The organism is Solibacillus sp. FSL H8-0538 (assembly GCF_038003525.1).
Taxonomy (GTDB): domain Bacteria; phylum Bacillota; class Bacilli; order Bacillales_A; family Planococcaceae; genus JBBOPI01.
Genome location: NZ_JBBOPI010000001.1, coordinates 688019 through 711839 on the forward strand (window position 1 = coordinate 688019; position 23821 = coordinate 711839).

Below are 23821 nucleotides of genomic sequence, written 5' to 3' on the forward strand. Positions count from 1 at the left end.
AATTTGATTTTTACTTTTTAAGCACTATTTGCTTGTTCAGTTTATTAGAAAAACTATATTTAAAAATTTGTTCATGGTATAATTAGTATGGATGAAATTGTATATAAGAAAAGATATTATTTATTTTAAGGAGGAGAGACATGATTTACGTGTCTTTAATCGTGGCGTTTTTAGCGTCTATTTTACTAACTCCACTTGTGAAGCGTTTAGCATTTCGTATCGGTGCTGTCGATGCACCTAACTATCGGAAGGTTCACGCACGCATCATGCCACGACTTGGTGGATTGGCAATTTACTGTGCGTTTATTATAGGGTTTATCTTTTTAAAACTAACAACTGGCTTTGAAAGTAAATATGCATATGCAATCCTAATTGCCGCAACAATTGTTGTCATTACAGGTGTAATTGATGATATGCGCGAAATTTCTGCTAAAGCAAAGTTACTTGGGCAGATCATTGCCGCTTGTATTGTTGTGTTTGCTGGCGGGATTCAAATAAATGAGATTAACTTACCATTCGGTGGTGAGCCATTAGCATTTGGTTGGTTAAGTATTCCATTAACGATATTATGGATTGTTGGGATAACAAATGCGATTAACTTAATTGATGGGTTAGACGGCTTAGCAGCAGGAGTTTCCACGATTGCGCTTGTTACATTAGCGGCAATGGCGATGTTGATGGGGAACGGTTTTGTTATTGCCATGGCGTCTATTTTAGCGGCAGCATCAATCGGATTTTTGTTTTATAACTTCCACCCAGCCAAAATTTTCATGGGGGATACAGGAGCGCTGTTTCTAGGCTTTATGATTTCGGTTTTTGCCTTGTTAGGGTTTAAAAATGTAACAGTCATTTCATTAATCATCCCTATTATTATGCTAGGTGTACCAATTTCGGATACATTTTTCGCAATCGTACGTCGCGTGCGTATGAAACAAAAATGGTCAGATCCAGATAAATCGCATTTACATCACCGTTTACTCGATCTTGGTTTTTCGCATCGTCAAACGGTATTACTCATTTACGGTATTGCCATTATGTTTGGCTTAGCTGCAATTATTTTCTCCATGGCGAAAGTATGGGGAGCGATATTACTCATTACGGTTATCTTAGTTATTTTGGAGCTTTTCGTTGAAATTATCGGACTAGCTGGCAAAAACTATAAGCCTCTATTAAATCTTGTACGTATTTTTAATAAGTGATTTCAGAGCTGTTCGCGTTTCATGCGAGCAGCTTTTTTCGTCTTAGAAAATCGCATTTTGTGCTATAAATAGGGTGGGATGATGGAGGGTACTGAAAAAGTCTATAAAGTAGTTTAGCCAGTTGTTGAACGAGACATCCTAAAGAACTGGCTTTTTTCTTCGATGTCGTTGATTTCCGTTGCGGCGAACGCTTTTCTGGGGGCGAGCCTTGAGCCGCTTCGGGGAAATAAAGGAACAAAGGCTAAGTACGCCACGTCCTGTGGCAACGCCTTTGTGACCAACATCGTGTTGGCCTCAGTCCAGGGTCTCAAGCTGCTCGCTAATCCCCTAGAAGTCGTCGCCTCCACTCCAATCAACTTGTACCTGTTAAGGATGAATGCGTCATTCTCTCATCTAAAAAGAGTGATTTTCTTATCTACTAAAAGGAACGATTACTAACCAAAGCCAAGCATACTATTTTGATATTGAAAAGTGCAATTAAGCCCGTTACAAAATGGATGTTAAAAAGAAGGCACAAAAAGTAAAACGTATTTTGTCATAATTAAGTCGGATACACTTGCGGAGCAGGGAGCTTTTTAAAATAAGGTATCATTTAAGTAATTAGCCTCAAATTGCTATAACATAGAAGTGAAGAATATTGAATTGAAAAACAGACTCGGGCACGATACGACAACGGGTGCTGGTCTATTTGGCATTGAAATTCAAGGTGCCACAAGATATTCGCTTTCAATCTGAAACCGATATTGAAGTTGCTGACTGAAAAAGATTCGTCATTATAAAACATTAGTTTTTCATTGCCTTCAGCTCATGCTATTCCCGCAGGTGTCGCCGCCTCCGCTACAATCAACAGGAACAAAAATACGCGATTTCGAAAATATCGAAATCGCGTAGTATTATTAGGCCATCTTCATGTCACTCGAAATCTGACTTAGTAGATAGCGCACTATTTTTTATTGTTGGTCAATCGAAGAGTTGTTATCCACTTGTGTTTGTTCAATGCCAGTTACGTTATTTGTTCCTGAAATACTTGATGAATCAGGAATTAAACCGAGATGGCTTTGCAGAATATGTTTCGTTTCCTCTAAAGATTCTTGATCCAACTGGTAATAATACGTACCTGTCGACATATCATCATAGCCGTTAAGCGTCAATGAATCGATACGTGGCATACCGGCTGATAAATAACTGAAGAAGGACTTCATTTCAGAGAAAGTCATATCCGTTTTCATATTGTCACCAACTGCTTGAATGACATCATCATACTTGGTAATTGATGTTACGGATGAGGCTTGCTTGGCGACTGCCTTTAAAATTTCTTGCTGACGCTTACCTCGCTCAATATCACTATCTTTTTTGCGGGTACGTGCTAAAGCAAGTGCCTCACTACCGTCTAGTTTTTGTAAGCCAGGCTGTAAATGAATTGCGTTACGATCAAATTCATCCTTTTCATTTAATACGTACGGAACTTCCGCTTCAATTCCACCTAATGCGTCAACGACATCGATAAATGCATTGAAATTCATACGTACATAGTAATCGATTGGAATATCAAATAATTCTTCGACTGTTTCAATGGTAGCGAGTGTACCACCGTAAGCATGAGCGTGGGTAATTTTATCGTTATAACCTACATGTGGAATATAAACCTTAGAATCTCGTGGAACACTTAATAGTTTTACTGTTTTCGTTTTATTGTTCAATGTTGCGAGTAAGAGTGCATCCGAGCGAGAACTGTCCGCACCTTGTCCGCGTTTATCGCTATCGTCTACACCCACGAATAAAATTGAAACATTATCATCGACTGGTTCAACTTTTGCCTCGCGTTTACCAGATACTTCACGGTTTTCAATAGCTTCATAGGCGCTATTTGCGGCATGTTCTGCTTTTTTTGTTAAATAAATACCGTAAGCAGTTACGCATATTAGTAGAGATACAGCTAATAAAAGTGAAGTTTTTATGATGAGCGAGAGCTTGGACGATTTCTTTTTCGCTTTTTTCTGCGTAATTTTCATTTTTATTCTCCTCTGAATTAGGAATCATGTAGTTACTATTTGGTAGTTGATGGAATTTCTCGATAACTTCTATTATACTATTACGAACAATTGCAGTAAATCAAAATAAATTTATAAGCGAATAAATTCAAGGAATTGCTCGCCCTCAAAAGAAATTACTGCTTGTCCGCTCGTAAGCTCGGTCATCCAATCAGTAAAAGCGTGCTGTTCGGCCTTCACAACCAATACATAAAGTTGGACACCTTCCGCATAATTAATATCGCGCAATATATAGTCGGAATCGCGGATTTCATTTTCTACTTTACCGAGCCAAGTATAATCAATGGCAATTTTCATCACATAATGTAACTTTCGCTCAACAACCTGAGCCGCTGTAATTCCTTCTGACGTCGCCTTGCCGTAAGCGCGGATTAAGCCGCCACCGCCAAGCTTAATTCCACCAAAATAACGGGTAACGACAACAACGGTATCCTTTAATCCTTGTTTTTTTAAAACTTCTAGCATAGGGACGCCCGCCGTTCCACTAGGTTCCCCGTCATCATTCGCCTTTTGGATATTATCGTGCTCTCCAATCATGTAGCAGGAGCAATTATGAGTAGCATTAGCATGCATTTTTTTGATTTTTTCGATAAAAGCTAGTGCTTCTTGTTCAGTTTCAGCTCGATTTACATACGTAATAAACCGAGATTTAGAGAGGATTATTTCAGATTCTCCGTAGCTCTTCACAGTAAAATAGTCATTTCGCATTATTAAATCTCCTTTATATTACAAAAAATCAAGTGTTATGTGGTTATAAAATATGTTAAAAAATGTTCATTTAATGCTATAATAGTAAAGAATTATATTGTTTGCTATGTTAATGCAGTAAATGAAATATATTAAAATAGCATTCACACCAATGAGATTGGGGAAAAACTATGTTTCCAAACGATAAAATTGATATTGCTTCGCTGGATGTAATTTTTAATCGAATGTTAGAAACAATTACAAATTCAAAAGATGATATATTCATTATAAGCGAACAAAGCCGAAGAAGCTTTGAAGATATGCAAAATGAGTTAGAAATTGTTCGACAAGAAATTTCAATGATTATTGACGAGGGAGATAATTTTGAAAAATTAACGCAACTCGCAAAGCAAAGACTTGTTCAAGTGAGTAAAGCTTTTAATAAATATACTGAAGAGCAAGTTCGAGCAGCCTATGAAAATGCAAATAGTTTACAATTGAAACTTTCACTATCTCGAGAACGTGAAAAACAATTGCGAGATAAGCGTGATGATTTAGAGCGTCGAATGAAAAAGCTTTATGATACGATTGAACGCGCTGATCACATTGTGAATCAAGTCAATGTTGTGATAAATTATTTAACTACCGATTTAATACATGTTAGCCAAGCACTAGAACAAGCAAAAATTAAGCAAGAATTTGGCATTCGTATTATTGCCGCTCAGGAAGAGGAGCGAAAACGCCTCTCAAGAGAAATTCATGATGGCCCAGCGCAAATGATGGCGAATGTATTAATGCGATCCAATTTAATAGACCGCACATTCCGCGAAAGGGGTGTAGAGGCGGCTGTTCAAGAAATTAGTGATTTAAAAGGATCGGTACGTAATGCCTTATCCGAAGTACGTCGAATTATTTATGATTTACGTCCTATGGCATTAGATGATTTAGGCATTGTCCCGACGTTGAAAAAATATTTATCAACTGTAATGGAGTATAACTCAGGTGTTGATATCCAATTCCAGTCTTATAGCAATGAAAAAAGAATTTCATCAGATTACGAAGTATCGATTTTCCGCCTTGTTCAAGAATGTGTAACAAATGCATTGAAACATGGCAAACCGACAGAAATTTCTGTCAAAATAGAGTGGCTAAGAAGCGATATAAATATTGTTGTAAAAGATAATGGTGCAGGTTTTGACAAAAATAATACCAAAGAGCAATCATTTGGTATTATCGGCATGACTGAGCGCGTGGAACTTTTAAATGGCACTATTGATATTACAACTTCAGTGGGAAAAGGAACAATCGTTATGTTCAAAATCCCATATCAAGAAGAAGCTGACTTAGTTTAATCCGTACCGAAATTAGGGGGAAAAAAGATGACAAAAATTATTATTGTAGATGACCACCAACTATTCCGTGAAGGTGTGAAACGAATTTTAGATTTCGAAGATTCATTCGAAGTTGTTGCAGAAGGTGATGACGGTGTTAATATCGTAAGTCTTTATGCAAAAAATTTACCGGATGTTGTATTAATGGACATTAACATGCCAACTAAAAATGGTGTAGAAGCTACGGCAGATTTAATTGCTGAATATCCAGAAGCAAAAGTCATGATGTTATCGATTCACGATGACGAATCTTATGTAACGCATGCATTAAAATCAGGTGCACTTGGTTATATGTTAAAGGAAATGGATGCAGATGAAATCGTTGACGCGATTAAAGTAGTGTCAAATGGCGGATCATACTTACACCCGAAAGTAACGAAAAACTTAGTAGCGGAATTCCGACGCCTGTCAGAGCATGAAAACAAAGGGAATTTCCATCAAACAGAAATTCGCCGTCCATTCCACTTACTAACGAAACGTGAGTGTGAAGTGCTTCAATTATTAACAGATGGCCAAAGTAACCGTACAATCGGTGAGACACTTTATATTTCTGAGAAAACGGTAAAAAACCATGTATCTAGCATACTTCAAAAAATGAATGTGAATGACCGTACACAAGCAGTCGTTACGGCAATTAAAAACGGTTGGGTAGAAGTACGCTAATCGTCAGTCCCTGATTTTCTTCTGTTATTAGAAGAAGTCGGGGATTTTTTTTTGAAGAAGGTTGTTTGGCATAGAGCGGACACAAGTATTAAAAATTTGTACTAATAGCTTCAATTCATGCAACATCGCTACCATTTGAGCGTCCTATATTGAGGACTAAATGGAAAAAACCATCTGAAATAGTCTTTTAAAAAGTTCTATGCTACAATATTTCGCGGGAGGGTTTTTGACATATGAAGAAATGGTTAATCGCAGTAATGGCGGTATTTACGCTGGTTGCTTGTAATGATACAGAAGAATTAAACACGGATGAAACAGCGGACGTTATTGAACAAGGCACAGTGGGCTTCGAGGTATCGGGTGGTACTGTTGAGGAAGCGACAGGTGTTCCAAATGATGTAAAGAAAGACATCTTGGCAGCTTTTGAAGAATATATGGCAGCCTTTAAAGAAAAAGACATTGACCGGTATGCAGCAACACTTTCACCAAATGCGAGTGGCTTTGATTATGATGATGATATAGCTGAAGCTGCAACTATTTTTGAACAATATGAAATTCAGCGTACAGCAGAAGATGTGACGATTATTAAATATAGCGAACAAGAGGTGCAAGTGTTTGCCCATGTTGCAATTGAAATGACCCAACTCGAAACAGGGGCAGAACTTTCGGATAAGGGTCGTCAAGTAACGGTGTTTGTTAAGGAAGACGAATCTTGGAAGATTTCGAGCATTTATTATATTGGAAATGAATAAAGTGTTTTTTGCATAGCAATAGCGTCCTGTGATGGAAAATCGCAGGGCGTTTTGTAATATTACCAATTCACAATTATACACAGATACGGTAATATAGTGGACATAGGAGAGTGGGAGATGAATGAAGACTGCGATCGTAACCGATAGTACAGCATATTTAACGCCAGAAGAACGTACACGCTATAATATTCGCATGGTGCCTTTAAGCGTCAATTTAGCAGGTGGTACGTACGATGAAGAGGTTGACATTACAGCTTCTGAATTTTATGAGAAAGTACGAGGGTCGAAGGAATTTCCGAAAACGACTCAACCACCAATTGGTAAGTTTATAGAGCTATTTGAAGATTTAGCAACAGAGTATGAAGACATTGTTACTATTCACTTATCAAGTGGTATTAGTGGCACATACCAAGGTGCAATTCAAGCTGGAAATATGGTTGAAAATATAGATGTTTTTGCATTTGATAGTGAAGTAGCTTGCTATGTGCAAGGAATGTTCGTAATCGAAGCAGCAAAAATGGCGAGTCTAGGCGCTTCAGGTAAGGAAATTATGGCTCGGCTAGAAGAATTAAAAGAAACAATGGATGCTTACTTCATTGTAGATGACTTAGCTCACCTGCAACGCGGCGGAAGACTGTCAGCAGCAGCAGCGTTAATCGGGGGATTACTGCAAGTGAAGCCAGTTCTTCACTTTCAAAACAAAGTAATCGTGCCGTTCGAAAAAATTCGGACGCGAAAAAAAGCGCTGCGTAAAGCAGAGGACCAGTTAGTAGCGGCAATGGAGAAACACGGCGCGCTTCAAGCAACGGTTATTCATGGGAACTGTGAAACCGAAGCAAGAGAGTGGATGGCGTATTTAGCACAAACGTATCCAACCGTGGACTTTACATTGAGTTATTTCGGTCCAGTAATCGGCACCCATTTAGGTGAAGGCTCAGTTGCACTTGGTTGGATGAAAAAATAAATAAAACAATCTTTAGGCAGTCTCTACATAACTAGTAGAGGCTGTTTTTTAGTCGTTATGCAAATATCTCTTTCATAACGATCTTCCAGCTTTACACCAAAATCTGTAGTTGACAGTACATTCCACTCCAGGCGGACGCTTTCCGCGGGCAAGCACCGAGCCGCTTCCCTCGCTACGCTCAGTCCAGGGTCTCGGATCGCTTGCTTTTCCCGCAGGAGTCGCCGCCTTCCGTTCCATGTGCTTATAAAGTAGTACACTTTCTTTTAAAGTAAAGCACATTTTTTAGTAAAGAACCGATCTTCCAAAGGATTTTTTCGCACGATTCTTACGAGATGTATTTTTTCAATCGTGATTTGTGCAATTTGGCGAGATTGTCATACGACTTATTAGAAATTAAGCGACATTGGCACTTATTTACGGTTAAGTTGTATGTTCAATTCGTCTGTTTTAGAAATTTGCGATTTGTAAATAAGTCTGAATAAAATGGAGGTTAATAAAATGAGAAGGGAAAATAGTTTTCGAGCTTATAAAGGGATGATTATCGATCCAACCATTCAATCTTTTTTTACCGGGCGCATTTGGCCGCGTACTGAAACACCATTTCCATCAAATAAAATTGAAGCCTATGTGAAGCGCGGTTATTTTACCGTTATCCCAGCGATTGAGCAACTAAATAGTAAGTGGCAGCAGCGCTATAAATGCAATCGTTGCCATAATGACAATCCGAAAAGCTTCATTACATTTCATTGTGCGCGTTGTCAGAAGTCGTGTCGGTACTGTCGCCACTGTATTAATATGGGCCGGATGAGCAGCTGTACGGAATTAATTGTTTGGAACGGGCCAGCACCTAAAGCGCAACGGTCACATGCACTCTATTGGAAAGGTCAATTTACACAAGCGCAGCAACAGGCCTCGTTGGAGTTGACGCAAAGTATCGAGTTGCGGCGTGATCATCTTATTCATGCTGTATGTGGGGCAGGAAAAACTGAGATACTCTTCCAAGCGGTACACAAAGCATTAAATGAAGGCTTGCGCGTTTGTGTAGCAACACCGCGGACCGATGTCGTATTAGAATTATTCCCGCGTTTTCAGCAAGTATTTCCACAGACAACCATTCACGCATTATACGGCGCGGCACCAAAGCAAGCTGGATTTGCCCAACTTGTGTTAGCAACAACCCATCAGCTATACCGTTTTGAGCAGGCATTTGATGTCATGATTGTCGATGAGGCAGATGCCTTTCCGTACACAATGGATGCATCCCTTCAAAAGGCTGTTATGAAGGCCAAAAAAACGTCAGCGCCCATCACCTATGTCACCGCAACACCATCACCACAGCTATTATCGCGCTGTAGAAAAGAGCACTGGGGCTATTCATTTATCCCGAGACGCTATCATGGCTATCCATTACCGGTCCCACGATTCCAGTCTTTATGGAATTACGATAAAACATTGGAAAAGGGAAGAATCCCGCCGAAGTTAGGTCACTGGCTACAGGAAAAAATCGACAATAAACAACCATTTCTCATATTTTTCCCGACAATTGAACTAATGGAAAAAGCTGTCCCATTATTTCAACAAATCGACCCATCTATTATTTGCGTACATGCGGAAGATCCTGACCGTAAAGAAAAAGTAGTGCAGCTGCGCAATGAACAAATAAAAGGACTGCTCACAACGACCATTTTAGAGCGCGGCATTACGATTAAAAATGTACAAGTAGCGGTCATTGGTGCAGAAAGTCCAATCTTTACGGCAAGCGCACTTATTCAAATTAGCGGTCGCGTCGGTAGGAATATCCACTATCCGGCAGGTGACGTTGTATTCTTCCATCACGGTATCACAACGGAAATGGACGTGGTGAAGGCTGAAATTACCCGGTTAAACAATGCGGATATGAGGGGGGACGATCATGAAGCAAGCCGTTACTAACTGTTTACTATGTGGGCGGGAATTACAGGGCGTGATTTCATGGACTGCGATTTTTAGTAAGCAACTACCACAAACGATTTGCACTCGTTGTGAAGGACGTTTCACTAAAATTGTCGATCAAAAGGAAGTTGGGGTTGTTTCTTTATATGAATATAACGACGCAATGAAAGATTATTTGCATCGCTATAAGTTTATGCATGATATTGTACTTGCGAAAGTGTTTAATCGTGAGTTGAATAAACAGCTAGTACATCAAGCTGCGACGATTATTCCAGTTCCGATGCATGAGGACAACTTGAATAATCGGACATTTGCTCATTTAGATGAATTACTACATGCCGCAAAACTACCATTTGAACAATTATTATATAAAACAACAACCGAAACACAAGTAGGTAAAACACGTGAACAACGAATCTGCAGTGAACAATTGTTTCAGGTAATAGACAATCGTAAAATAATAAATAATAACTTTATAATCGTAGACGATATATATACGACAGGTACAACAATGGCGCATGCGAAAAGGGCATTATTAGAAGCGGGTGCACAAGCTGTCGAAGGATTTACGCTTATTCGCGGATAGAAAGTTATCATTGAACTATAGGAAACAATTAAAATAGTAGGATTTCCGAAAGAAAATAATGAAATAGGATACGATTAATGTATAATGTGTATAAATCTAAGCTCGGAATAAACGGAGGTCTAATGATGGCTGAATTAAGAAACTGCCCGATGTGTGATGAATTTTTCAACTATACAGGGTTACGCGAAGTTTGTCATAAATGTGCGAATAAAGAAGAAGAAATGTATCAAGTCGTGTATCGCTTTTTACGAAAACGTGAAAATCGTGCAGCAAATGTCGATCGAATTGAAGAAGCAACAGGAGTATCCCGCGATTTATTGTATAAATGGGTTCGTAAAGGTCGATTGCATCCAGCAACATTCCCAAATTTAGGCTATCCTTGTGATAATTGTGGTAAATTAACGCATAAAGGAAAGCTATGTAAGGATTGTCAAGATGATTTGAAATCCGATTTACGCACGTTTAACGCGGCGAAGGAATTCCGTGATGATATTATACGCCGGGACCGTGGAACATACCATTCAGATCGCGACAAAAACTAATGCAGTTACCGCTTATCGGTCGAGTATCATACGACGCGATAAGCTTTTTTCGTTATAATCGTTAACAATCTAGAGGATGAACCGAAATATAAAGTAGATAATGTATCACATGAGGGGAGGTTTTATGATGAAAATTAATTCTTTCGGTGTGCAAGCAATTAGTGCTTACAATAATCAACAACGTACAGTTAAAGAAACAAAGTCAGGTGCATCATTTGCCGATAAAATTGAAATTTCTTCAAAGGCTAAAGAAATGCAAGTGACGTCAAACCTTACGACAGAACGAGCAGAACGTGTACAAAAGTTAAAAGCAGATATCCAATCTGGTGACTACCAAGTAAACGCACGCCAAGTAGCACAAGATATGCTGAAATATTACCGAGGTTAAATGTTAATTTGTATATAAAGGAGTTCCGGTCCATGTCCATCGAAAAAATCGTATCAACACTCGAAAAACTTGAAAAAATGCATAAAAGTTTACTCGATTTAGCGTATAAAAAAACAGAGCATGTTAAACAAGGTGACATGGAAGAACTAGACAAAATGCTAAAAAATGAGCAGGCTCATGTAGCCGCTATTGAAACGCTCGAGCAACAGCGTCAGTTGATGGTAACGGAATATCTTCGAGCAAAAGGATTTGCTCTCACTGACCAACCGACTGTAGCCGACGTCATCGAAGCTGCTTCAGCAGGTGAAGAAACACAAAAGCTAACAGTAGTTCGTAATCGCTTAATGCAGGTCATTGAGGAATTGCGGAAACAAAATGATCTCAATCAAAAGCTCGTGTTCCAGTCATTACAATTTGTAAATATTACACTCGATGCTATGCGCCCACAACGGACGGAGCAATTTAACTACTCCGGTCAAGAAGTAAGCGGTACGAATACAATTGCGAAAAAAACATATTTTGATTCTCAAGCATAAACGCATGTAACGCAACCGCATGCCGCGGCCAACTTACAGGCGTTTTCATCTGAAGGAAAAAGGAGGAACACTAAATGCGCTCAACATTTATGGGGTTAGAAGCAAGTAAACGCGGCCTGTTCACACAACAAAGTGCGCTTTACACAACAGGACATAATATTTCAAATGCCAATACTCTCGGGTACTCTCGCCAACGAGTAAATTTTGAAACAACACAAGGCTATCCAGGTACAGGCTTAAATGCCCCGAAAACACCTGGTCATATCGGGACAGGGGTACAAGCATCATCTGTACAACGTATCCGGGATGAGTTTATTGACCGTCAGTATCGTCAGGAAACGAATAAGCTTGGGTACTGGGAAGCGAAAAGTCAGTCGATTTCTCAAATGGAAGATATTATGTCAGAGCCTTCTGAGTTTGGGATTAATCAGGCATTCAATGATTTTTGGAAGTCACTACAGGATATTAGTACAAATCCAAGTGACGTTGCAGCTCGTAAGGTGGCACTTGCTAAAGCACAGTCACTGGCACAGTCATTTAATTACAATGATACCCAGCTTAAAACAATTCAAGGGAATATCGGAAATGAGATTGATGTTTCAACAGATCAAATTAACTCAATTCTTAAACAAATCGCTGAAATTAACAAACAAATCCAAGCGGTGGAGCCGAATGGTTATATGCCAAATGATTTATATGATGCACGCGATATGTTAGTCGATCAGTTAAACGAATACATGCCGGTATCCGTGTCATTTGAAAAATCAGGTGGGAACGCACTCGACATTGCTGAAGGGAGCATGACGGTTAAATTTAAGCCCTTTGGCGGTACCGATGCGGATGCAATCACATTAGTACAAGGAAAAGATTATGCAACACTTAAGACTTTAGATACTACTGGGACTAAAGTTGATGGTAATATTGATAACCCAAATACTTCACAAGTTTATAATGCCTTTGGGAAAATTAGTGTTACTGGAATGGGCAATATTCCTAATGGAGAAATGGAATATGGTGATTTCGAGGCTTCTAAAGGGAAGTTACTATCACTAATTAATTCATATGGTTATACGCAGACAGATGTTAATGGAAATACAGTAACCAAGGGTCATTACCCAGAAATGATTGCCAACTTAGATAAACTGGTCAACGCTTTTGTACAATCATTTAATGCTGTACATAATGCTGGGTATTCATCAAATTCGGACTCTACTCTAACATCAGGAGATGGTGGTGATTTCTTTGATGCTACTGGATTGACTGCTGGAACGATTAAAGTAGCTATTACAGATCCTAGTAAAATTGCTGCGTCTTCAGGTACTGGTGAGGAAGGAAACGGTAAATGGGCAATCGAGCTAGCAAACCTTCAATTTTTAGGGATTAAGGATGGAGCTGGAGTGTCAATAGGTAACATTACTGCAACACTTCCTAATGGTCTAAACTTAGAAGGCGCAACGTTCCAATCATTCTATGAGGGTCTGATTGGTCAGCTTGGTGTAGACGGAAAAGAAGCCGTTCGCCTAGAGTATAATTCTGCAACAATTCTTTTAACCGTAGAAAATAATCGTTCATCAATGAGCTCAGTATCACTCGATGAAGAAATGACAAATATGATTACATTCCAGCAAGCATACAATGCCAACGCACGTATGATTACGGTAGTCGACGAAATACTAGACAAAATCATCAATGGCATGGGCCGTGCAGGACTATAAAACTAACATCTTAGAGTAAACAGAAGGAAGGTTCTTAATTTAATATGCGCGTTACACAATCAATGCTTTCTAATAATATGCTACGTAACCTGAATAGCAGTTTCAGTAAGATGAGCAAGCTACAAGACCAGATTAATTCAGGTTCAAAGATTTCACGACCATCCGACGATCCCGTTGTGGCCATTAAAGGCATGGGATACAGAACTGATTTAGGAAAAATTGAACAATTTACGCGTAACTTAAACGAAGCGAACAGTTGGCTAGATTCGACGGATGAAGCGCTAGACCAAGTTGGTTCAGCACTTAAACGTGTGCAAGAACTAGTGACTCAAGCGGGAAACGATACAAACACTGCGGAAGACCGTCAAAGTATCCAAGTTGAAATAAGCCAAATTCAACAGCAAATTCGTGATGTAGCGAATACTCAAATCTCAGGAAAATATATTTTCTCTGGGTCACATACGTCATCGCCTTTATTTAAAGATACTGCTTCGACTGACGTAGGTGCGGATGCAATGATTAGTATAACAGACAAGTTAGGCTACAATAATGATATCCGTATTGAAGTAGCAGATGGCATTCAACTAGCTGTCAATTCACCTGCCTATGATTTATTTAAGGGAGTCGATGAAATGATGGCGGGGGTAAATAAAGCGCTAAAGGATGGATTGTCTGGCGATGATATTCGAGGAAAACTAACGGATATTCAAAATTCATTAAATAATGTACTTGAGGTACGTGCGGATGTTGGAGCAAAACAAAACCGTACAGAATTGCTTTCCAATCGCTTTGCTATTCAAGAAGTAAATGTCACAAAACAAATGTCATTAAATGAAGATGTTGATTATGCAGAAGCCATCACAGAAATGACAACACAAGAATCAATTCACCAAGCAGCACTTTCTGTTGGTGCAAAAATTATTAGACAAACATTAGTGGACTTTTTATAACATGTAAATGAAGTGGTAAAACACAATCATCCAGACTAGAAAACACCAAGAGCGTAAAAGTGTTTGTCACCATTTCTTCATTTGAAAGGGGAATGACAATGCGCGTTACACAATCGATGTTATCAAGTAATATGCTACGTAATTTAAATTCAAGTTACGGCAAAATGTCAAAGCTTCAAGATCAAATTAACTCTGGCAAAAAAATTACCCGTCCCTCTGATGATCCCGTCATAACGATTAAAGGAATGGGCTACCGAACAGATTTAGGTAAGGTTGAGCAGTTTATCCGTAACACGAATGAAGCAAATGCGTGGATGGATACAACAGATGATGCGCTAGCACAAGTGGGAGATCGACTTAAACGTGTACAAGAACTCGTTGTGCAAGCTGCCAATGGTACGAATACAGCAGAAGACCGCGATAAAATTAAAAGTGAAATGGAACAAATTCAACTGCATATGCGCGATGTGGCAAATACAAAAATTTCCGACAAATATATTTTTTCTGGTACGAATACACAGAAACCCCTATATAAAAGTGGTGACTCGATGATAAATCCAGAGATTACTGCGCCTACAGGGGAAGTCCGTATGGAAGTATTTGATGGCATCCAATTGACGGTTAACTCTCCAGGAAAGACCTTGTTTAGTCAAATTAATAGCGTACTTGACGATGTTTTAGGCGCATTAACGAGCAATGACGGATCAAAACTTAGTTCATTACTAGGCGATGGGAGTTCTATTTCGAAGAGTCTCTCCAGTGCACATAATTCGGCGCTAGAGCTACAGGCAGATATTGGCGCAAAGCAAAATCGTCTAGAAATCATGGAAAACAGACTGAGCATGCATGAAATCAATGTTACAAAACAAATGTCCAATAATGAGGATGTTGATTATGCAGAGGCAATTACACAAATGACGACGCACGAGTCCATTCATCAAGCAGCGCTATCTGTCGGCGCGAAAATCATTCAACAAACTTTAGTAGATTTTATGAGATAAAATCTACTAAAGTTCTGCCCCGAAAGCGAAGCGACAGGGGTAAACGGTTTACAGCTATGAATACGCGTAGTTGAAGTAGATTTTATGAGATAAAATCTACTAAAGTTCTGCCCCGAAAGCGAAGCGCCAGGGGCAAACGGTTTTCGGCTATGAATACGCGGAGTTGAAGTAGATTTTATGAGATAAAATCTACTAAAGTTCTGCCCCGAAAGCAAAGCGACAGGGGCAAACGGTTTTCAACAATGAATACACGGAGTTGAAGTAGAATTTATTTGATAAATTAGGAGCGTTTGAACAATTTGTTCAAACGCTTTCTTTGAAGGGAAGGTAAACTAGATGAGACTCCCACAAATTCAAATTACAACTAACGATCTTAAAATGAATTATGAAATACAAGATGCTACTCAAAAAATACGACAGCCAAAAGCAGAGCAAACGATTGAGCAACCAGCTGCAACCTTAGAAATTAATACGACGAATGGAAAGCTGTCTATCGATTCATCACAGGCTCGTCGGGATATAGGGATGATTGGTCCTCTTGAATCGACAAAGAATTTTGCACAAAAAGGAACACAAGTAAATTTAGAGGGAATTGCAAAGCGAGTTCGAGAAGGACGACAGATGATGTTAGGTGCGGGGAAAGGTCAAGGCCGGGCAACGATCCAAAATATCGCAAAGCAAAATCATGGTCCGAAGCGTCCGGGCCCGTACAATATTAAATTTGTCCCTTCAATAGGTTCAGTAAAAATTGATTATACGCCAGGAACGACCAATATTGATATTGAAGCAAACAGCCCAAAAATTGACACAAAGGTGAACAAACCAATTCATGACTATACAGGAGGAAAAGTAACTGGCACAATGGTACAAAGACCGACTATTAGCATAGACGTGCTCAAATAAAAGGAGTGTCCGGTATGAACATTGAAACAAAATTTTTAGGTGAAGTAGAAATAAATGAGCTTGATATTTTAACATTTGAATACGGCTTACCAGGATTCCCCTTACTAAAGCAGTTCGTCTTATTACCCATTGAACAGGATATGCCACTTGCCCTATTACAAGCGGTGGAACAGGCTGAAATTGGTTTTATTGTCGCGTACCCATTTGCTTTTAAAAAAGACTATGCCTTTGATCTTAGCGAGGACGATAAAGAGGATTTACAAATCATGGATACAGAGGACGTTGTGACGTATGTGATTGTGACATTAAAAGATGCACTATCAACCTCAACGATGAACTTAATGGCTCCAGTCGTCATTAATATAAAAATGAAACTAGCAAAGCAAATCGTGCTACAGGCAAGTGATGCTTACCCACTACGTCATCCTATCGGCGTTATGGAAGGAAGTGCAAAGTAAATGCTTGTACTTTCACGGAAAAAAAATGAATCCATTATTATCGGCGATCAAATTGAAGTAAGAGTATTAGCAGTTGAGGGCGACCAAGTAAAGCTTGGCATCGTAGCACCCAAAAAAGTAAAGGTGCACCGTGCTGAAATTTTCGAAGCCATCCAAGCCCAAAATGAAGAAGCTTTGAATGTTTCTACCGATATTTTTAAAAATATAAAAAAATAAACTTAAAAAATTTGGAAAAACTATTAAACAATCAAAACTAGATACGATATATAAATTGTAAAGAGAGTGAAGGTAACTTTTTTCTCCGAACATTCCACAAGGACGTGGATTAAAAAACAAATTCAAGGAGGAATTCCAAATGAGAATTCAACACAATATCGCGGCATTAAACACGCACCGTAACTTAGGTGCCAACCAAACACAATCTGCAAAAAATCTTGAAAAATTATCTTCAGGTTTCAAAATCAACCGTGCTGGCGATGACGCTGCAGGTCTAGTAATCTCTGAAAAAATGCGTTCTCAAGTACGTGGTCTTGATATGGCTACAAAAAACTCACAAGATGGTATCTCTTTAATCCAAACTGCTGAGGGTGCACTAAGCGAAACTCACTCAATCCTACAACGTATGCGTGAACTAGCTGACCAATCTGCAAACGGAACAAACACAGCTGCAGACCGTGACGCAATCCAAAAAGAAGTTTCAAACCTTAAAGACGAAATCGACCGTATCGGTAACACAACTGAGTTTAATACACAAAAATTATTAGACGGTAACTTGAAGTCTGCTGGTGGTGTATCAGTAGGTCAAAACCAAACAATTGGTGCTCAAGTAGCGAAATTAACGAACGGTAATGTTACAGGTAGTGGTACTATTACTTCTGGACTAAATATATTAAGTGGTGGAAGTGCGGAATTTAAAGAAGAAACAATTAAAATCGATGGTACAGATATTAAAGTAAATTGGGGTTCTTTAACGCAAGATGAAAAAAATACACTGACAGGTGTCGGCACTGATGCTACTTCTCGTGGCAAAGCAGCCGAGTTAATTGTGAACAAAATTAATGAAGCGATTGATGCTCAAGGTGGACCAGTAGAAAAAATTTCTGGCTATATCGATGGTTCTGGTAATTTAGTTCTTGAGAGTGGTTCGGAAGGTATTGATTCTGAAATTACAGTGACTGCTGGTGGTATCGTGGGACACGCATTAGGTTCAGCTGCAGCAACGGGTACTTCTACAGCTGGTACGACTAACTATAATGGTTCAACAGTAGCTTCAGGTGAAAAGTTTACTGTTGAAATTAACGGCGCAACAATGACAGCTCAACTGGGTTCGGGTATTACTACTGGTATGTCGATGGCATCAGGTGCAGCGCTTCTTGAGTCTGCTATTAATGGTGCTATTTCAGGGGCGAATACGAGTGCAGGAGCAACACAAGCTGGTGACCCTGGCTATATAGCGAAAGTGAAAGTAAATGTAACGGATGATGGACGTTTTGAAATTACGAGTGAAACAGGTCCTGTAAAAATCAGCGATAAAACAGGTAAAACAGCAGTAAAAGATTTAGGCTTAACAGATGCTCAAACATCTGCTTCTGGAAATGGTGGTATGACACTACAAATTGGTGCTAATAAAAATCAATCTTTAACATTTGGTATTGCTGATATGCGTTCTGCATCATTGGGTGTGACAGGGGTTAATGTATCATCAGCTGCTGGTGCTCAAAATGCACTTGAAACATTAGATAAAGCAATTGCAAAAGTTTCTGACCAACGTGCAAGCCTTGGTGCGGTACAAAACCGTCTTGAGCACACTATCAACAACTTAGGTGCGACTTCAGAAAACCTAACAGCTGCTGAATCTCGTATCCGTGATGTTGATATGGCAAAAGAAATGATGGAATTCACTAAAAATAACATCCTAACGCAAGCTGCTCAATCTATGTTAGCTCAGGCTAACCAACAACCACAAGGTGTACTACAATTATTAGGTTAATACGTGTGCTCCTTCCAAAACCTTCCGATATTTTTCGGAAGGTTTTTTCTATATAAAAGTAAATGGTAACCGATATAATGAGTAGATAACAAATGAAGTAGGGGGTTTTATCAGTGATCGAAAAAAAAATAGAGATGTTGGATAGTAAGATAAATCTCCCAATTATTCAAGTAGAGCATGAGGGGCATATGCTGCCAATACATAGTAAATACAATCCAATAGCTGAAGCGGAGCGATTAATCGATTCTTATGCAGAACAAATCGAACAAGCTGACCATATATTTTTCTATGGCGTTGGCTTAGGCTATCATGTAAAAATAACTCAGGAGCGCTATCCAGAAAAAATGATTTCGACATATGAACCAATTGCAAATGTACACAAAGTATTTGCAGAAAATGCAAAAAAAATTGGTGTCAACGTGGTCGATATTGTTAATCAATATATAGAATACACAGAAGATGATATAATAAAAAACTTGACTCAATTTAAACCATATTTTGCACAGCGTATAGTAATATTAATTCATCCTGTATATGGGAAAATAGCTCAAGGTCAATTTAAACAATTTTCAGATATTTTTCAGCAGTTTATTCAGGATACACGATTCAATACACAGACAAAGCTAGTATTTAATGATCGCTGGGTCATTAATATGATTATGAATGCGCAATGGACTTTAAATACACCGAATATTTTAGCTCAATCGAATAATCCTTTTAAAGGGAAACCAATAGTATTAGTAGCTGCAGGTCCATCGCTTTCTGAGGAAATAGACAATTTGCGTTATATTAAAGATCGAGGTTTAGCTTTTATTTTTACTGTTGGATCAGCAAATGAAGTGTTAATTAAGCAAAGTATTTACCCTGATGCTGTGTTGTCCTATGATCCAGGGGATGACAATTATACAGTATTTATGGAGCTAGTTAAGCAAAATATAAAAGATATACCTCTTATTTTTGGAACAACTGTAGGGCATGAAACTGTACCAATGTTTCCAGGACCTAAAATACATATGGTAATGAATAGGGATAAATTTTCGCTGTTCTTACATGATGAACTTTTTGAAACTATCAATGATTCTGGGACAATTTCAAATGTAACATTGCAATTAGTAGCAAAACTAAATGTGAGCCAAGTTATATTAGTTGGACAAAACTTCGCCTATAAGAAAGATGCATTTTATGCAAAAGGAATTAAAACATATGATGACAAGCGTTATATTGATAGCATATTGCAAAAAATCGAATTAGGTGAGACATTTTATGTAGAGGATGTACATGGTGGACAAGTACAAACTGAGCAAGGGTTTAATCAAATGCGTCGTGAAATGGAGTTTTATATTCAACAAATGTCAAACCTAAAGATAGTTAATACGACACAAGGAGGGGCAAAAATTGAAGGCACAGTATTTCAATCCTTAAAAGAAGTGATTGATACGGAGCTAACTGATAAAGCAGTACTAACAAAATGGTGGGAGCAGTTAGAGCAACCTACAAAAATAGTAAATACTAAATTGGTCGAAAAGATGAAAAAAGCCTCTGTTGAGTATCGATTATTATATAATGATATGATGGATATATTAGAGAGACTTGAAAAAAAACATGACTCTACAAATGGCAAGCAAATTAATCAATTGTTGGATAAAATGTATAAATTATTAGGTAAATTAACGAAAAACCTGCTGTTTGAGCTTATTTTTTCTCCGATAATGAGTGTACATACAGAACGTATTTATTCGAATTTAACATTATGTCAACGAATGAGTGATAATAGTGAAAAAATAAAGAAAGTTATTAAAATTTACCGTGAATATATGCTGATTACTTTAGATATTTACCGGAGTATCAATCCGGTTATACAACTACAGCTATTACCACAAATCGAAAATAAGGAGCGGTGGAAATATTACGAATCGATATGTGGTGTTGTACATTATGAAGGAGATTGGAAGAAAAAGTCGTTCCTGCGAAAGGAGCCTAAGGGTGAGATAGTTAGCTATGGTGCAAGTGCAGAAACTACACAGTCTGGTGCAATATTTCACTTCAAATTTACAGGCACTGCCTTACAACTATTAGGTACAAATGCTGTGAAATCTACATTAAAATTAAAAATAACAATTGACCGACAAGAAAAATTAGTTTCTGTTTTTGAGTATATTGATGAGAAGTTCACTACATTCCACCAACAAATTTTATTTGAAACTTCAAAGCTTTCAGAAGGAATGCATGAGGTGACAGTAGAAATTTTATCAAATGAAGTGCATTTCAATTTACTAGGCATCCGAGTTAACAATGAAAATCGAGCTTATCATATACATGAAGTAGAAAAAATAGGGGAATTAGTAGTAGGTAAATGCATTCGCTGTCATTATGAAGCTAGTTTTAATACCCTTGGTGAGTTTACGAGGGCAGGAGAAGAAAGCGGAGAATATTTATCATCTAGCACATTGTCAAATCCAAATGGGGATTTTTATTTCATTATGGTCAATGATAGTAATGGAGAAAAGATATTGATTGCAGACCGAGTATTACAAAATAGAATAAGTAAAACTGCCATAGTGGATAAGGAAATTATATTGTGTAGTAACAAAGCTGGAATTTCTTTATTGACTAGTTCTGTAGACTTGGAGAAAAGCGAGTGGGATCAATATTTAGCATCAAAGCAAAATATTAGAAATAATAATCTACAATGGAATGCCGATTCTTTTTCAGCAAGCTGGGTGGAGGATGTTGATAAGACTGACAAAGAACAATTCCTTCTTCGAGGTAGTTATCTAGGTGATGATGGGTCCATTAACATGGATGATGGTTTAGAACACAGGACAATTAACTTATCTTCTGAGGCGATGAAAATGACTGGTTATAGACCTAAATTGGTGATCTACAGTATATAAAATATGTTTTTGTTATAATTAATGTATATAAAGAGAGAGTGAATATTATTGAATGCATTAGAAAATAAAACAATATTAGTAACAGGCGGTACAGGTTCTTTCGGGAAAAAATTCATCCGAAAAGCTCTTAAGTTGGGTGTGAAAAAAATTATTGTATTTAGCCGTGATGAGCTGAAACAATATGAAATGAAACAAGAATTCAGAGACGAACGCATGCGCTTCTTTATTGGTGATGTACGTGATAAAGATCGATTATATCGTGCATTTGATGGGGTTGATTTTGTGATTCATGCTGCTGCAATGAAACATGTTGAAGCATGTGAATATAATCCATTTGAGGCAGTGAAAACAAATATTAACGGTGCACAAAATATTATAGAAGCTGCGATTGACCGTGGTGTTAAGAAAGTTGTTGCTCTTTCAACGGATAAGGCATGTAGCCCTGTCAATTTATACGGAGCTACAAAACTTGCCTCTGATAAGTTATTTGTCGCTGCTAATTCCTATGTAGGTGACAAGAATACAAAATTTGCCGTAGTGCGTTATGGAAATGTAGTAGGTAGTCGAGGAAGTGTAGTACCTTTCTTTAAAAAAATTAAAGATACAGGTAAGGTACCGATTACAGATGATCGTATGACACGTTTCTGGATTACCCTAGAACAAGGTGTACAATTCGTGCTTGATAATTTAGAGCGGATGCAAGGTGGAGAGATTTTTATACCTAAAATTCCAAGTATGAATGTAACAGACTTAGCAAAAGCTATTGCGCCGAAATGTGAAATTGAAATTATCGGTATTCGTCCTGGTGAAAAATTACATGAGGCAATGATTATGGAAGATGATGCACGTCATACGGTTGAATATGATGATCATTATGTGATTCAACCGGAGTTTTCTTGGTGGACAAATACAAATTTAAGAGGCGGTAAGCAATTACCAGAGGGATTTACTTATACAAGTGATAATAATACTGACTGGTTAACGATTGAACAATTAAAAGATTTAGTTGAAGAAATGTAGTCACTGACTACATTTTTTTTAAGGAGAACATACGATGAGAGATTCCAATTTACCATATGGCAAGCAATGGCTAGATGATGCCGATATAGAAGCAGTAGTAAATGTGTTGAAAAGTGATTATTTAACAACAGGTCCTGCAATTCAAAAATTTGAAGAGAAGTTTTCAAATTATGTAGGGTCAAAATATTCTGTAGCTTTTTCGAATGGAACTGCGGCTTTACATGGTGCTTGTTTTGCCGCTGGGATTGGCGAGGGTGATGAAGTTATTACAACACCGATGACATTTGCAGCAAGTGCAAACTGCGTGCGTTATGTAGGCGGAACTATTGTATTTGCAGATATTGATGAAAAAACATACAATATCGATCCCATTGAGGTGGAGAAAAAAATTACTGCAAAAACAAAAGCTATCATCCCTGTGCATTTTACTGGACAACCTGTTGATCTAGATGCCATTCACCAGTTAGCAAATGAGTTTCATCTAGTAGTTATTGAAGACGCTGCACATGCATTAGGTGCTTCATATAAGGGGCGGAAAATTGGTGCACTTAGTGATATGACAATGTTTAGCTTCCATCCAGTCAAGCATATTACTACTGGTGAAGGTGGCATTATATCGACGAACAATGAGGAATATTATCAAAAATTGCAGCAGTTCCGTTCACATGGGATCACAAGAGATAAAGATAAAATGACTAAAACAGAAGGAGCATGGTACTATGACATGCAGTTTTTAGGTTATAATTACCGCATGACAGATATTCAGGCAGCACTCGGTGTTAGTCAGATGTTGAAATTAGAAGGCTTTGTGGAAAGGCGCAAAGAAATTGTTAAGCAATATAATGAAGCATTTGCTGATATAGATGGAATCATTACACCATATCAAAGTACTGAATGTGATTCCAGCTGGCATTTATATATTATTCAATTAAGGTTAGAAAAGTTAAAGGTTACACGAAAGGTGATTTTTGATACTCTTCAGAATAAAAATATCGGAGTAAATGTTCATTATATTCCTGTACATAAGTTAAGTGCGTATAAAAATATCGGTTATAATAAGGAAATCCTTCCAAAAGCCGAGGCATTGTACGAAGGTATTATTACATTGCCATTATTTCCGGCAATGGTTGAACAAGATATAAAAGATGTTATTAAAGCAGTAAAAGAAGTTATTCAATATTATTCAATATAAAGGAATT

The 23821-nt window shown here is 38.1% G+C and carries 22 protein-coding genes; 20 read left to right on the forward strand and 2 right to left on the reverse strand.

Going from position 1 to position 23821, the window contains the following annotated elements; translation table 11 throughout:
- Positions 1-140 precede the first annotated feature (140 nt).
- Entirely contained in the window at positions 141-1199 is a 1059-nt protein-coding gene (locus MHH87_RS03100) for a glycosyltransferase family 4 protein (protein WP_340747869.1), read from the forward strand.
- A 950-nt stretch (positions 1200-2149) separates the two neighbouring features.
- Here the strand turns inward: MHH87_RS03100 and MHH87_RS03105 are convergent.
- Positions 2150-3211 carry an LCP family protein gene (locus MHH87_RS03105; protein WP_340747870.1) on the reverse strand — a complete coding sequence of 354 codons (1062 nt, stop codon included), beginning with the start codon at positions 3209-3211 and terminating at the stop codon, positions 2150-2152.
- A gap of 111 nt (positions 3212-3322) precedes the next feature.
- Positions 3323-3958: a YigZ family protein gene (locus MHH87_RS03110; protein ID WP_340747871.1), complete on the reverse strand. Its 636-nt coding sequence runs from the start codon at positions 3956-3958 to the stop codon at positions 3323-3325.
- A gap of 170 nt (positions 3959-4128) precedes the next feature.
- On the opposite strand from MHH87_RS03110, the gene MHH87_RS03115 reads away from it, so the two are divergent.
- The 19 genes from MHH87_RS03115 to pseC all read left to right on the forward strand — a co-directional run bounded on the left by MHH87_RS03115 (position 4129) and on the right by pseC (position 23814).
- On the forward strand, positions 4129-5289 hold the full coding sequence (locus MHH87_RS03115) for a sensor histidine kinase (protein WP_340747872.1): 1161 nt from the start codon (positions 4129-4131) through the stop codon (positions 5287-5289).
- Positions 5290-5316: 27 nt separating this feature from the next.
- Entirely contained in the window at positions 5317-5991 is a 675-nt protein-coding gene (locus tag MHH87_RS03120) for a response regulator transcription factor (protein WP_340747873.1), read from the forward strand.
- Between the two features lie 233 nt (positions 5992-6224).
- A complete protein-coding gene (locus MHH87_RS03125; protein ID WP_340747874.1) occupies positions 6225-6743 on the forward strand; it encodes a nuclear transport factor 2 family protein in 519 nt (172 codons plus the stop codon).
- A gap of 121 nt (positions 6744-6864) precedes the next feature.
- Complete coding sequence (locus MHH87_RS03130) at positions 6865-7707, forward strand: DegV family protein (RefSeq protein WP_340747875.1); 843 nt, start codon at positions 6865-6867, stop codon at positions 7705-7707.
- Between the two features lie 498 nt (positions 7708-8205).
- On the forward strand, positions 8206-9639 hold the full coding sequence (locus tag MHH87_RS03135) for a DEAD/DEAH box helicase (protein WP_340747876.1): 1434 nt from the start codon (positions 8206-8208) through the stop codon (positions 9637-9639).
- Positions 9620-10225 (forward strand): ComF family protein, encoded by a 606-nt coding sequence (locus MHH87_RS03140; RefSeq protein ID WP_340747877.1) that lies wholly within the window; start codon positions 9620-9622, stop codon positions 10223-10225. Before MHH87_RS03135 ends, MHH87_RS03140 begins: the two co-directional genes overlap by 20 nt.
- A gap of 125 nt (positions 10226-10350) precedes the next feature.
- A complete protein-coding gene (locus tag MHH87_RS03145) occupies positions 10351-10767 on the forward strand; it encodes a TIGR03826 family flagellar region protein (RefSeq protein WP_340747878.1) in 417 nt (138 codons plus the stop codon).
- Positions 10768-10894: 127 nt separating this feature from the next.
- On the forward strand, positions 10895-11155 hold the full coding sequence (flgM, locus tag MHH87_RS03150) for a flagellar biosynthesis anti-sigma factor FlgM (RefSeq protein ID WP_340747879.1): 261 nt from the start codon (positions 10895-10897) through the stop codon (positions 11153-11155).
- A 32-nt stretch (positions 11156-11187) separates the two neighbouring features.
- Entirely contained in the window at positions 11188-11691 is a 504-nt protein-coding gene (locus MHH87_RS03155) for a flagellar protein FlgN (protein WP_340747880.1), read from the forward strand.
- 74 nt (positions 11692-11765) lie between these two features.
- Entirely contained in the window at positions 11766-13406 is a 1641-nt protein-coding gene (gene flgK, locus MHH87_RS03160) for a flagellar hook-associated protein FlgK (RefSeq protein WP_340747881.1), read from the forward strand.
- A gap of 44 nt (positions 13407-13450) precedes the next feature.
- On the forward strand, positions 13451-14356 hold the full coding sequence (gene flgL, locus MHH87_RS03165) for a flagellar hook-associated protein FlgL (protein ID WP_340747882.1): 906 nt from the start codon (positions 13451-13453) through the stop codon (positions 14354-14356).
- A gap of 98 nt (positions 14357-14454) precedes the next feature.
- The gene (flgL, locus tag MHH87_RS03170) at positions 14455-15357 is read left to right on the forward strand and encodes a flagellar hook-associated protein FlgL (RefSeq protein ID WP_340747883.1); all 903 of its coding nucleotides are present in this window, start codon (positions 14455-14457) and stop codon (positions 15355-15357) included.
- Between the two features lie 336 nt (positions 15358-15693).
- Positions 15694-16260, forward strand: a complete 567-nt coding sequence (locus MHH87_RS03175; protein WP_340747884.1) for a DUF6470 family protein — start codon at positions 15694-15696, stop codon at positions 16258-16260.
- Between the two features lie 14 nt (positions 16261-16274).
- A complete protein-coding gene (gene fliW / locus MHH87_RS03180) occupies positions 16275-16718 on the forward strand; it encodes a flagellar assembly protein FliW (protein WP_340747885.1) in 444 nt (147 codons plus the stop codon).
- The gene (gene csrA / locus MHH87_RS03185) at positions 16719-16934 is read left to right on the forward strand and encodes a carbon storage regulator CsrA (RefSeq protein ID WP_340747886.1); all 216 of its coding nucleotides are present in this window, start codon (positions 16719-16721) and stop codon (positions 16932-16934) included.
- Between the two features lie 139 nt (positions 16935-17073).
- Entirely contained in the window at positions 17074-18708 is a 1635-nt protein-coding gene (locus MHH87_RS03190) for a flagellin N-terminal helical domain-containing protein (protein WP_340747887.1), read from the forward strand.
- A 113-nt stretch (positions 18709-18821) separates the two neighbouring features.
- The gene (locus MHH87_RS03195; protein ID WP_340747888.1) at positions 18822-21602 is read left to right on the forward strand and encodes a motility associated factor glycosyltransferase family protein; all 2781 of its coding nucleotides are present in this window, start codon (positions 18822-18824) and stop codon (positions 21600-21602) included.
- A 48-nt stretch (positions 21603-21650) separates the two neighbouring features.
- Positions 21651-22622 (forward strand): UDP-N-acetylglucosamine 4,6-dehydratase (inverting), encoded by a 972-nt coding sequence (gene pseB, locus MHH87_RS03200; RefSeq protein WP_340747889.1) that lies wholly within the window; start codon positions 21651-21653, stop codon positions 22620-22622.
- A gap of 34 nt (positions 22623-22656) precedes the next feature.
- Positions 22657-23814: a UDP-4-amino-4,6-dideoxy-N-acetyl-beta-L-altrosamine transaminase gene (gene pseC, locus MHH87_RS03205; RefSeq protein ID WP_340747890.1), complete on the forward strand. Its 1158-nt coding sequence runs from the start codon at positions 22657-22659 to the stop codon at positions 23812-23814.
- The last annotated feature ends 7 nt before the right edge of the window (positions 23815-23821 follow it).